The sequence below is a fragment of the Vibrio aerogenes genome (genome assembly GCF_024346755.1).
Taxonomy (GTDB): domain Bacteria; phylum Pseudomonadota; class Gammaproteobacteria; order Enterobacterales; family Vibrionaceae; genus Vibrio; species Vibrio aerogenes.
The window spans coordinates 1,205,134-1,218,300 of the sequence record NZ_AP024861.1; the positions used below are offsets into that span (position 1 = coordinate 1,205,134).

Below are 13,167 nucleotides of genomic sequence, written 5' to 3' on the forward strand. Positions count from 1 at the left end.
AAAAGAGGGGGGAACAATTGTGTCCCAGAATCTTCAGGATATTCTTAAATCAGGTGGCCTGGAAGCACTGAAAAAAATGGCCCGCAAGCGAAAAGAACGCGATGGCTCAGCCAGTGCTGAACACAGCCCGCTGCGTTCGGTAACCCGTTGTCCGGACCCGCAGCGGGTTTCCTTCCCGCTTTCGAATGCGCAGCAAAGCCTCTGGATTCTTGATCAGTATCTCGATGATCGCAGAGCGTATAACAATCCGGTGGCAATTCGCTGTGAAATGAAACAACCGCTTGATGCCGCAGTCATGAAGCGTGCATTTCAGTTTCTGATACAGCGCTATGATATTTTGCGTACAACATTTCACTTACAGGATGGCGAGATACGTCAGCAGGTGTCGGCAGCCATCGGGACGCCATTTCAGTATGAAGATATTTCTCACTTGTCCGGCCCGGCGCTCGATGCCTATATCCGCGCGCAGGCGAAAGCGTCCTGCCATCAGACCTTTGATCTGGAGAAAGGCCCGCTACTGGATTACAAATTACTCGGGGCCGGTGAGAAAACCTATATCATTCTGCTGACCTTCCACCACATTATTTCCGATGGCTGGACGGTGCATGTGTTCTTCCAGCGATTGATGGAAAGTTATTTTCAGCTGCTGGGCGGCATGACTCCGGCCGTCTCTCCCGATGAATTACAGTTTACCGATTATGCGCTGGCAGAAGCGCAGTGGATCAACGACGGCGCTTATCAAAAAGAGCTGGATTTCTGGCAGCAAAGACTGGCCGGAGCCAGTGGACGCTCTGCGCTGGTCACAGACCACCCCCGCCCGCAGACGATGACCACAACAGGCGGTCAGCGCAGTATTTTACTGGATCATGCTTTTTGTCAGCGGATGCAGTCTTTTGCTGCACACCATCAGGCGACCGTTTTTCATCTGATTCTGGCGGCCTATCAGGTGATGTTGCACAAATACAGCGGGCAGAATGAAGTGATTGTCGGAGTGCCGTTTGCCAACCGGAATCATCCGGCAACCAAAGAGATGCCGGGATTGTTTATGAATACGCTGCCGTTGCGCTTTGATGTCAAAAGCAGGGATACCCTGCTGCATGTGCTGGAAGCGGCGAAGAAAGAAAGTGAAGCCACGGCCGCGCACCAGGATATTCCGCTGAATATGATTCTTGATGCGATTCATTATCAGCGTGAACCACAGGTCAACCCGCTGTATCAGGCGGTGCTGAGTTATCAGGTGTATCCGCAGGCCAGAGCCAACCCATGGTTTACCTTCCGGCCACTGAAAGTGGATTATGGTTTTGCCAAGGTCGATCTCAATCTGTGGGTGGAAGAAGTCGATGATGACCTGTTGTTGACGATGAATTACAACAAGGCGCTGTTTGAGGCCCACACGATTGAGCGGATGCTGACGCATTTGCAGATGATTTTACAGGCCATGACAGATGAACCGGACTGTACCATTGCCGGATTATCGCTGCTCAGTGAGGCAGAAAAGCAACGGTATCTTGAAAAGCGTCCCTCAGAACAAACACCACAGTTGCCGGTTCACCAGCAGTTTGAGCAACAGGTGCAGCAGATGCCTGAAGCAACCGCTGTCCGCTGTGAATCCCGGACGCTCAGTTATCAGGCTTTGAACCACCGGGCGAACAGCGTGGCACACCGGTTGCTGGCGCACGGGCTGCAGGGCGGCGATCGGGTGGCGATTGTTATGGACAAAAGTGAGCATTACCTGGTGGCAGTTCTGGCGGTGCTCAAAGCCGGTGGCTGCTTTGTGCCTGTCGACCTCAAACTGCCGGTGCAGCGGCAGCAGCAAATGTTGGCACAGGCGGAAGTGACTGTGATACTGACTGACGGCTCTGCCCCGGAAACCGACATCGCTCAGATCAATTGCCGTGAATGCGAAGACGGGCATTTACAGCAATCATTACCAAATCCGCAGGTGGCGATTGCACCGGATGCACTGGCGTACATCATGTTCACCTCCGGCAGTACCGGCACACCGAAAGGGGTGTGCATTGGCCACGCACAGTTAAGCCATTATTGTCAGGCGATTGCCCCGGTTCTGAATCAGGACGCGGGTGCCCGCTATGGCATGTTCTCCGCGTTTACCACCGATCTGGCCTATACCATGGTCTTCCCGGCACTGACACAACAGGGCGTGCTGGAAATTATTACCCCGGCGCAACTGGAAGACCCGCAGGCGTTGCAGGCCTGTCTGGCCTCTGAGCCACTTGATTGTATGAAGATCACGCCCGGACATTTAGGCGCGTTTCTGGCCGCTTCCGGGGCGGAGGATTTCCTGCCCCGCAAGCTGCTTGTGCTGGGCGGAGAGCGGCTTCGCCGCTCATTGATTGAGACGGTTCGCTCGCTGAATCCGGCGTGCCGGATTGTCAATCATTATGGTCCGACCGAATCTGCCGTTGGCGTCTGTGCCTGTGAAGTGCCGTCTTCATTGCCTGAGCTTTGGGGAGATGTCTTGCCAGTGGGGCAGCCATTGAACGGCAGTGAAATCTTACTGCTGGATGAAGCAATGCAGCCGGTGGCTGACGGAATTCCCGGAGAAATTTATATTGGCGGCCCTCAGCTGGCCCAGGGTTATGCCGGGCTGACAGCACAAACAGCCGAAAGGTTTGTGCCGCATCCATGGGCTGAACAGGCGCGACTGTACCGCAGTGGCGATAAGGGACGGCGGTTATCTGATGGCAGCATTGCATTTTTAGGGCGGCTGGATCGTCAGTGTAAAGTCCGCGGATTCCGGGTGGAGCTGGCTGAGATTGAGTCTGCCATGCATCAGATACCCGGCATCGCGCAGGCAGCGGTCTGTCAGTGGCCTTCTCCGGTTGACGCAACAGAATCTGTACTGGTTGCCTACTGGTGTGGTGATGAGACTGTGCAGCCCATGCTTGAGATGAAGTTACAGTCGGTTTTGCCTCATTACATGCAACCCGATCAGCTGATTCGTTTACCGGCACTGCCTTTGGGAGCCAGCGGTAAAGTGGACTACCGCCAACTACCGGCACCTGAACGGGCAGAAGAGAACAATACCCCGGCGAAGGTTGATTTAACCAGTGAAACTGCACAAACCGTTTCAGCACTGTATGCGCAGGCGCTGAACCGGTCAGCCGTGGACCCGCTGGCAAGTTTTATGGCGCTGGGTGGTAACTCGATTATCGCTCTGAAGCTGGTGATAGAAATCAACAAAGCGTTTGGTTGTTCACTGTCTCTTGGCGTTTTCGTTCAGCACAGCAGTGTGACTGCCATGTCAGCGTGGCTGGATCAACAGGATCAGGATAAACCTGAACAGCCCGCATCACTGGTTCAGCTCCGGGAAGGGCCGGCGGGTGGTCCGGTCTTTTTGCTGGTTCATCCGGCAGGCGGAAACGTGATGTGTTACAACAAACTGGCAGAGGCGCTGGGTGCGGAATGTTCGGTGTACGGTATTCAGGTGGCTGAGTTTGCCACAACACAGGACTATAACCATGATATTGCGCAGCTGGCTGCCCATTATCTGAAGGACGCTGAAAGTGTGATGCATTCCCCGCGTCTGGTGATCGGCGGCTGGTCGCTCGGGGCGACGATTGCGTTTGAAATGGCGGCGCAGTTTGCGGAGCGAACCGGCAAATCACCGGATATTCTGGTGCTGGATCAGCCCGCGCCACAGGCCCGGCTTGATGATGCACTGGCTATGACAGAAAGTGAACGGCTGGCTTATTTTGCTTATAAAGTTGGTTTGTTTACCGGCCGGAAAAGTCATCTGTCCGGTGATGCGCTGGCTGCGATGACGGAATTGCAACAGGCGGCGTGCTTTCTGGAGGAATTCCGGCAGGCCGGGCTGGTGCCGGATAATATTACCGCAGAACATTTCCGTTATTTTCTGAGAATTCTCCGGGCACATATTGCAGCAACTGACCGCTATCCGGGGCGTCCTTATCCGGGGCGGGTGGTGATTGCCGAAGCGGAAAGCCTGCTTGAGGGCAGAATACGCCATGCTGAACCGGGACTGGGCTGGCATACATTTACCCCGCAACCGGTGACCGTGTTACCGGCACAAGGCAATCATATTTCGATGATGACATCGCCTTATATAGAGCAGCTGGCGGCCACCTTAAGGAATGTCTGGCTATGAGCAGTGACGCAACACAGGTGGTTGCAGCCCGGCCGGAAGAGACACCACCGGTAACGGCCAGAGACTGGTGCATTATTGCCGGTGGCCTGATGGGGGGCTTTATGGCGATTCTGGATATTCAGATCACCAATGTGTCGATGAAAGTGATTCAGGGGGCGTTGTCTGCCACCCTGAATGACAGCTCCTGGCTGATTACGTCCTATTTTACGGCTGAAATTGTGGCGATTCCCTTGTGTGGCTGGCTGTCGAAAGCCTTCGGAACCGGCCGGTATGCCTTATGGTGTATCGGTGGTTTCATGCTGACGTCACTGCTGTGTTCTATGGCCTGGAGCCTGAACTCTATGATTATTTTCCGTGCCTTGCAGGGGTTTTGCGGCGGGGCACTGATACCGATGTCGTTCCGGTTGATCATTGAGATTCTGCCACAGGAAAAAAGACCGGTGGGCATGTCGATGTTCAGTGTGATTGCCACCTTTGCACCGGCGCTCGGTCCGGCATTAGGCGGCTGGCTGACGGACCATTTTTCATGGCACTTTATTTTTTACATCAATCTGGTGCCCGGCCTGATTTCTATGGGACTGATCGCCGGTTCCGTCACGCACCCGAAGGTGCAGTGGCAGGTCATCCGGCAGGGAGATTTTCTGGGGATTGCAACGGCGTCTCTGTGTCTGGGCTGTCTGGAGGTGGTGCTGGAAAAAGGGCGCGAGGAATACTGGTTTGATTCCACCATGATCTGTGTGCTGACTTTTATTTCTGCGGTGACCTTCCTGATTTTTATTTATGACCAGCTGGTGTATGAGCAGCCGTTGGTCAATATCCGGCTGCTGAAGGATTATCACTTCTCTTACGGACTGGTGTTCTTTGCCATTCTGGGAGCCGCCGTGTATGGCACACTCTTTCTGGTTCCGTATTATCTGACCATGGTGCATGACTACAATGCGTCAGAAATCGGGCGTGTGATTATCTGGCTCGGGTTTCCCCAGCTGGTGATCCTGCCGTTTATCCCGATTCTGGTGCGCCGGGTGAACGTGAAATACCTGATTCTGATCGGTTTTACCGGGCTGGCGGCCAGTGCCTTGATGAACAGTGCCATGGATGCCGGTTTTGCCGGGCCACAGATGAAGTGGTCAATGCTGGTCCGGGCCATTGGGCAGCCGTTTATTATGGTCCCGCTGTCTTTGCTGGCAACGAAGAATATCCGCCGGGAAGACGGCACCTCCTCGGCGGTGCTGGTCAATGTGGTGCGCAGTATCGGCGGCTCGTGTGGGACGGCGATTCTCAGTTCACATTTTGTGACCCGGATTCATGTTCATCTGGCCGAAGTCAAGACACGGCTGGCCGAAGGTGAACAGGCTTATTACGCCTATCTCCATCATGTGACGGAGTTGCTTTACCGGCATGGTGTCGCGGTGAACGCCGCTGAAGTGCAGGGGACAGCCGCCGGTATTTTAGGCAACCGAATGGCCCGGCAGTCTGAGATTCTGGCGTTTAACGATATGTTTTTCATCATGGGGATGCTGATGGCGAGCGCCGCGGTGCTGGTGCTGGTCTCTGACCGGAATTTCCGGTTATTCAGTCGTCCGGCGCCTGTGGCCCGGAAAGAACAACATGACGGCAGCCCGGTTCAGACACCGAATACATAAACAGAAGGAATCGTTGTGAAAGAAAAGAAGAACTATACCGTCCGGGATTATCTGAATTCCGGTGAAGCCCGGATGATGATCATTGTACCGCTGATTTTATATTATGTCGCTTTTGCTGTATGGGGGGCGGGCATGGCGCTGCTGGTGACTGCCGTCTATTCGGGCGGCGCAGAGCTGTGGCGCCGGCGACAGGGCGGAGATCGTCAGGGCTCGCTTTCCATTATTGCCCTGATTCTTGTCTCAGGTCTGAGCCATTACCTGTATCTGGAAGGTTACCGGGTACCTGGCATGGCCCGGGAAGGCGTGTTTCTTTCCGTAAGCGGGGCGCTGTCTGTGGTGGTCGTGTTCAGTTTTTATTCCCTTGCCGGACGTCCGGTGATTCGCTCGCTGGCTGAGCAGGCGATGCCGCGGATGAAGACACTGCCTCACTATGGTTCGCCAAAGTATGTCCGGGTATGGCAGGAAGTGTCACTGGTATGGATTGTCATCTATTGCATCAAAGCATGTGTGGTGTGGGGACTTTCAAGAGAAGGCAGTATACCCATGTCGCCGGTGATTCTGATCGCTGGCTGGCCGCTGACGATTGCCATGATTGCATTCAGCATCCGCTGGCCGAAATATCGCTGGATATCCCGGTCATCAAAGCCTGTTCAACCAGAAGACATGCAACCAGAAAAGAGGCAGCCAGAAGATGCATGATTCAGGTCGCATGGGTATCAGCTGTTGTCATGATCTGAACGATTGTGCCGGCAGGACAAAATTAAGCAGAAGAGGTTGTTATGAGTCAGTTGAAAAATAAAGAAATTGTATTGGATTCCTATCCGGAAGGAAAAATCGGACTGGAACATTTCAGATTAGAAGAACGTGAATTGCCGCCGCTGAAAGATGGCGAGTATCTGGTTGAAAATCAGTGGTTATCTCTCGACCCTTATGTGCGTCCGCGACTCAATGCAGAAGCCCCTTCTTATGTGGAAGCGATCAAGCTGGGGGAGATGGTGCAGGGAGAAACGGTCGGTGTGGTGCTTGAATCGAGAAATCCGCGCTTTAAAGCCGGTGATCAGGTGTTTGCGGTGTCCGGATGGGCCCGTTACTGGATAGGCACCGATCAGATGTTTATTACCTCTGTTTTGCCGGAGACCGACCTCGAACCTTCGGTATTTCTCGGCGTTGCCGGTACGCCGGGACGGGCGGCTTATTTCGGGCTGGATCGCATTGGCAAGCCGAAAGCCGGTGAAACTCTGGTGATTTCAGCCGCTTCCGGTGCCGTTGGTTCTGTGGCCGGGCAGCTTGGTAAACAGGCCGGGTGCCGCGTGGTCGGTCTGGCCGGGAGTGATGAGAAGTGTCGTTATGTGGTAGAAGAGCTGGGGTTTGACGCTTGTATTAACTATAAAACAGATGATTTAGGTCAGGCGCTGCGGGAAAGCTGCCCGCAGGGCATTGATATTTATTTTGAGAATGTTGGTGGCCGGGTATCGGCATTTGTTGCGCGATTTTTAAATGAAGGCGCCCGCGTACCGGTGTGCGGGGTTGCGGCCAACTATGACAAGCGTGACTGTATTGATGTGTCCAGCCAGTCTTCGTTTTTTGCCAGCCTGCCTGAGCCCCCGGAAAGCCGTTTTTTCTTTGTGACTGACTGGTTCAAAGACTATCCGCAGGCCACGATGGTATTGCTTGATGCTGCGCAGAAAGGTGCGATTAAATTCCGGGAAACAATTGCCGAAGGGCTGGAGAGCACACCACAGGCATTTATCGATATGCTGCATGGTAAACACTTTGGTAAGCAACTGGTCAGGCTGTAACCTGAGTCAGGTCATTGTGTGAGTCAGGGCATCGTGTTGGTGTGATCCGGTCACCGGGTTTGTGTGCCGTCACAGCGATGACCTGCCTGTTCAGCAGCAGATTTAATTTCTGAGTTTAGGGATTCAGCAGCGGGCTTCAAGGTATGAAATTGTTTGTAAAAGTTATCATTCTGTTTGTTATTGTCACGCTGGCCGGTCTGGGATACTGGCTGGCTTACGGACATTATTTTCAGTCAACGGATAATGCGTATACACATACGGATATTATCAGTGTCAGTGCCCGGATGAACGGTCAGATTGTTCAGTCTCTGGTTCAGGATAATCAGCGGGTTCATCAGGGCGATGTTCTGGCCCGGCTCGATGATCGCGCGTACCGGATCAATGTGCAGCAGGCTCAGGCAACGTTAGCCCAGAGGAAAGCAGAGCTGGCGAATGCGCGGGCAACGCTGGCGATGCAGAAGAGCACCATTCTGGAACACCGCAATGATGTGGCGTCGGCGAAAGCGCGTTACGACAATGCGGAACATGAGCTGAAACGAACCGGGCAGTTATCGAAGCAAAAATATGTTTCCGGTGGTGATATGGACCATGCCACACTCTCTTATAAAGTGACTCATTCTGAATATAAACAAGCGAAAGCGTCGCTGAAAACGCAAGAGGATAAGCTGGTTTTACTGACAAGCGAAATAGCCAGCGCAGAAGCGGGTGTGAAGCAGGCGGAGGCGGCGTTGTCACATGCTCAGCTGATGCTGAGTTACACGCAGATCACGGCACCGGCAGATGGTGTGGTGAGTAACCGTCATATCCAGGTTGGCATGATGATTCAGGCCGGGCAGTCTGTGCTCAGTCTTGTTTCAGAGCATCCGCCATGGATTGAGGCAAATTTTAAAGAAACCCAGATTACACATATGCACAAGGGACAGCCGGTTGAGGTTGCCGTTGACGCTTATCCGGAAAAAACCTTCAAAGCGACCGTCGACAGTATTGCGCCGGCAACCGGAGCGACATTTGCGCTGCTGCCACCGGATAATACCACCGGAAATTTCACCAAAGTGGTCCAGCGGGTTCCGGTGAAAATCGTATTTAATGATCCCGTTCATCTTGATAGTGGTTTATCTGTGGTTGTTTCGGTCGATACCCGGCCGTAATAATAAACTCATCCTCGGGTTAGTTTATTATATTTTATGTTTGTATTATGATTTTTAGTTAATTTAAATGATTTAAACATGGTTTTTTGATGATATAAATGTGCCAATAATAATTATCATAAAATGAATCTTAAGTGTTTATTTTATTGATTTTATGAGATTATTTTTTTGTGTCTCTATTCAACACTGTCACCGGGAAAAGTAAATAATGTAAAATTATTTAAACAATTGTTTTGTTTTATTTTTATCATAAGCTGGATTGTTGCTTATAACTCATGAATTGTTGTTATTGCGATGTGTACCCATGCATCTTCAGGTCGCTTGGGGATGTCGCTTTGGTGTTATTTTTCTGAATCGTCAGAGATTAATAAAATAAGAATTCATGGAATTAATATATGGATACAAAACAATATCACGTCCATTGGTGGGTTGCCGCAATGGGCATCGGTTTTTTACTGCCTGTCTCGGCAGCGGAGATGGTCAAAGCAGAAGACAGTGCGATATCTGAGCAGGCTTTGAACGCGCAGGCTCTGGCCCCGAAGGTCATGCGCCTTTCACCGGCAGAAACCGGCTTCACCGAAGTCAGTGCTGTAACCTTACCCAACGGGAAAAAGAAAGTCCGCTATCAGCAGACTTATCACGGCCTGCCTGTGTTTAATACCGCTGTGGTTGCCACCGCTCAGGACAACCGCAGGCGTGAAGTCTCTGGGATGATGGCCAAAGGGATTGCGGCAGATATTTCTTCTGTCAGACCCGCTGTGACACGTCAGGAGGCGTTGTCGGTTGCCCTGAATGATTATCAGCTCAGAAACGGGTATTTTTCAGCCCCGCATCCGCAGAGACAATCTGCGAAACTGATGGTCCGTCTGAATGAAAACGGACAGGCACAACTGGTGTATATGGTGGACTTTTTGGTAACCCGCGGGGAAACGAAACGTCCGTTTTATTTCATCGATGCGGATGCCGGTACGATACTGAAACACTGGGAAGGACTGACTCACATTGAGGCGAAAGGCAGCGGACCCGGCGGGAATGAGAAAACCGGGCGATATGTGTATGGCGAGGATAAGTCTTCATTTGGGATTACCAAACAGGGGTCAACCTGTATGATGGAGACCAGCGAAGTAAAATCCGTCAACCTCAATGGTGCCTCTTCCGGGTCAGATGCATTCCGCTACAGCTGTGATGACAGCAGAAATTATAATGACTACAAGCAGATCAATGGTGGTTATTCTCCAATCAATGATGCTCAGTATTATGGCCAGAAGATTGTAGAAATGTATCGGGACTGGGTGAATACTTCGCCACTGTCCTTTAAGCTGGTGATGCGGGTTCATTACGGTCGCAATTATGAGAATGCATTTTGGGATGGCCGGACCATGAACTTTGGCGATGGGGGCAGTTCGCTCTATCCGTTGGTGGATATCAACGTCAGTGCTCATGAGGTCAGTCACGGATTTACCGAGCAAAACTCCAATCTGGTGTACAGCGGACAGTCAGGTGGTATCAACGAAGCTTTTTCTGATATTGCCGGGGAGGCGATGGAGTATTATATCCGCCATAAAGTCGACTGGTATATTGGCTCCGATATTATGAAATCAGGCAATGCCATGCGCTATTTCGATCAGCCGTCGCGGGATGGATATTCCATTGATAACGCATCTGACTATTATCAGGGACTGGATGTTCACTATTCCAGCGGTGTTTACAACCGGGCTTATTATCTTTTATCTAACCGATCCGGCTGGAACCCTCAGAAAGGTTTTCAGGCCTTTGCCGTGGCTAACCAGCTTTACTGGACGTCGGATGCTACCTATGAGTCAGCAGCCTGCGGGGTGACGAAAGCAGCGAAAGATCTGAATTATGCCACCAGCGATGTAGTTGCAGCCTTTAAGACGGTCGGAGTCGATGCTTCCTGTGATGGTCAATTCCCTGAGTCAGGCAGTGGTTCAACCGGGTCATCGGACAGCTCATCAGATTCATCACCGGACAGTTCGTCTGATTCTTCTTCGGATCACTCATCCGATGGTCCGGCGGACTCTTCCGGTGACACTGCTGGTGGACGGATGCTGACCCGTGGACAATCAGTGACAGATTTATTCGGGCCATTTTCTTCCCAGCTTTACTATGGATTCAAAGGGGATGGATCAACCATGACAGTCAAAATTTCTGGTGGCACCGGCGATGCGGATCTGTATGTCAATGTGGATGAAGCACCCACACCACAATCGAATATCTGCAGTCCGCAGAAATCCGGCAATGAGGAGTCCTGCCAGATCAAGACAAATGCAGGGAAAACCTATTATATCATGATCTTCGGATACAAATATTATTCTGATTTAACGCTCAGTCTGGAATAGTCAATCCGTCATCTGATCCTGAATGGTTCATGATAAAAGAAGGTGCTGCTCAGCGCCTTCTTTTGACTGATTTGATTTTAAAATGAAATCGATTGCATTCAAGTTCCTGATGATGATTTTGTTTAAATCATTGAAAATAAATCTGAAAAAGAAATAATTGTATTCTGTTTTTTGTCGTATACAAGCAAGCAGGCCCCCCGGATTCCGGTGCGCCTGCTTGCTTGTATATTCATATAAATACATATTGTATGCATATGGACTGGATTTTTTATTATGGATGATAAAAACAAATATGAGTATTTGTCTGATAAATGAGTCGATTCTTCTGAGAACGGCCTTTCCTTCTGAATATGAAGTCTTATATCAACTGATGACCCGGGATGAGTCCTGGACGAAATTTAACGGGCCGTATTTCGGTTATAGCCGTCCGTCGTTATCAAGCTTCAAAACCGGGACATTTCAGCGGCTTCTGCAGGGAGAAGATATGCTGTTGATTGAGGTACAGGGACAAGCTGTCGGAGCAGTCAGCTACTATTGGGAATGTGAGGTAACCCGTTGGCTGGAGGCCGGAATTGTGATTTATGACTCTGTGTACTGGAATCAGGGCATTGGTTGTAAAGCACTGGTGCCGTGGATTTCTTATCTGTTTGATACGCTTGAAATAGAGCGGGTCGGGCTGACAACATGGTCAGGCAATGTGCGGATGATGGCCTGTGCTGAAAGGCTGGGATTAAAGCAGGAAGCACGGCTGCGAAAAGTACGTTTCTATCAGGGGACTTACTACGATTCAGTGAAGTATGGTGTACTCAGAGAGGAGTGGGTAGCCTTGCATCCGCCGGAATCTTATCTGAAAGTGACGGCCTGAGATGTGGCATTGTGCTAAGTGTTAAGTGTTGAACGCTGAGCGCTGAGCGCTCAGCTGAGTCAACCTTCACTATATTTTTTTCGCTTGCCCGGCGGGAGCGCTGATCAGGCGATCGAGCATTTTTTTGATTGCGACCATTTGAGGGGCACTTTTGAGGTAGTAATTCAATGGCGGTAAAAAGTTGGTACTGTAACCCCAGAAATCCCAGCAGCCTTTGGGATTAACGGGGTTGGTTTTGCTGGCCCTGATTTGTGGAAAAAGCACAATGGTCTCATTGGTCTCTGCAATCTCCAGATAACCTGTTTCCCGGATATAAGTCGTCCCGATTTCACTGATGCCCTGTGTACAGCCGTGCAGGGCAATATGGACCCGGCATGGGTGGGAGCGACAACCTTTCGGGATGTAGACATAGCCATGCTTGTCCATGCTGGTCAGGGGATCACTGAAGAAAGCGGCCTGATTAAATTCAAGCAGTTCTCCGGCTGGCTGACTTGTGGCGGGCTGCACTTTGCCATAAATCTGTTGAAAAATCCGTTGTGCCAAAGGGAAACCTTTGCAGTAGTTGATATATGGGGGAGCTGTGTCTGAGCACTGACTGTCCGTCGGATCTGTCGTAATAAATGCGTGACCGGCGTTGACGTTGTGCTCATACAAGATGTGATCATCGCTGACACCCAGCTGATGATAGAACTCGACCGTTTTATCTGTGACACCGGTTAATACGATCTTGTCGTTTTCTCCTGAAAAAATATACAGCCGGTCACTCTTCAGGTTCTCTACCGGGTCAATCTCTCCGCTTTGTGCTTTGAGTTTCGCCAGTTCAGCCAGATATCCGGCATCCGGGAAAAGAGTTTCAGAGCATTCTGTCTGGCTTTTTTTACAGGGATCCATGCAGGCAGAAACCGCATTGATTGCTGGTGGAACTTCAGGATGACTGCCGGCACAGTTCCAGGGGCCGCCGGCGATGATCCCCGCACCAATTAAATCGTTTGAATAAGCAACATGAAATTGTGCGGCCATAAATCCGCCGGAAGATAAGCCGGAAATTGCGCTTTGTTCCGGCAGGGCATTCAATGCTGGTAACTTTGTTTCATCTGCAGTGACTTTCGCAGAAAACAGCCATGTCAGTGCCAGCACAAACGACACGGTCGTCAATGTATTTTTCATGGTCACCTCCCACGGATAAACATGCCCTGAGCCACTTGGATATAAAGCCATTTGGA

General features: G+C 51.1%; 8 protein-coding genes. 7 read left to right on the top strand and 1 reads right to left on the bottom strand.

Translation table 11 applies throughout. The features are described from left to right. Positions 1-19: 19 nt before the first annotated feature. The 7 genes from OCV29_RS05530 (at position 20) to OCV29_RS05560 (ending at position 11,944) form a co-directional block, all read left to right on the top strand. On the top strand, positions 20-4,129 hold the full coding sequence (locus OCV29_RS05530) for a non-ribosomal peptide synthetase (RefSeq protein WP_217653316.1): 4,110 nt from the start codon (positions 20-22) through the stop codon (positions 4,127-4,129). Next, positions 4,126-5,772 carry an MDR family MFS transporter gene (locus OCV29_RS05535; protein ID WP_073604805.1) on the top strand — a complete coding sequence of 549 codons (1,647 nt, stop codon included), beginning with the start codon at positions 4,126-4,128 and terminating at the stop codon, positions 5,770-5,772. Before OCV29_RS05530 ends, OCV29_RS05535 begins: the two co-directional genes overlap by 4 nt. Before the next feature lie 15 nt (positions 5,773-5,787). Continuing rightward, complete coding sequence (locus tag OCV29_RS05540) at positions 5,788-6,471, top strand: hypothetical protein (protein WP_073604806.1); 684 nt, start codon at positions 5,788-5,790, stop codon at positions 6,469-6,471. Positions 6,472-6,551: 80 nt separating this feature from the next. After that, positions 6,552-7,571 (top strand): NADP-dependent oxidoreductase, encoded by a 1,020-nt coding sequence (locus tag OCV29_RS05545; RefSeq protein ID WP_073604807.1) that lies wholly within the window; start codon positions 6,552-6,554, stop codon positions 7,569-7,571. Between the two features lie 143 nt (positions 7,572-7,714). Continuing rightward, complete coding sequence (locus tag OCV29_RS05550) at positions 7,715-8,719, top strand: HlyD family secretion protein (protein WP_073604808.1); 1,005 nt, start codon at positions 7,715-7,717, stop codon at positions 8,717-8,719. 395 nt (positions 8,720-9,114) lie between these two features. Next, entirely contained in the window at positions 9,115-11,079 is a 1,965-nt protein-coding gene (locus OCV29_RS05555) for a M4 family metallopeptidase (RefSeq protein ID WP_073604809.1), read from the top strand. A 277-nt stretch (positions 11,080-11,356) separates the two neighbouring features. Then, positions 11,357-11,944 carry a GNAT family N-acetyltransferase gene (locus tag OCV29_RS05560; RefSeq protein ID WP_245796933.1) on the top strand — a complete coding sequence of 196 codons (588 nt, stop codon included), beginning with the start codon at positions 11,357-11,359 and terminating at the stop codon, positions 11,942-11,944. A gap of 69 nt (positions 11,945-12,013) precedes the next feature. Here OCV29_RS05560 and OCV29_RS05565 read toward each other — a convergent pair whose 3' ends face one another. After that, complete coding sequence (locus tag OCV29_RS05565) at positions 12,014-13,111, bottom strand: extracellular catalytic domain type 2 short-chain-length polyhydroxyalkanoate depolymerase (protein WP_084193422.1); 1,098 nt, start codon at positions 13,109-13,111, stop codon at positions 12,014-12,016. Positions 13,112-13,167 lie beyond the last annotated feature (56 nt).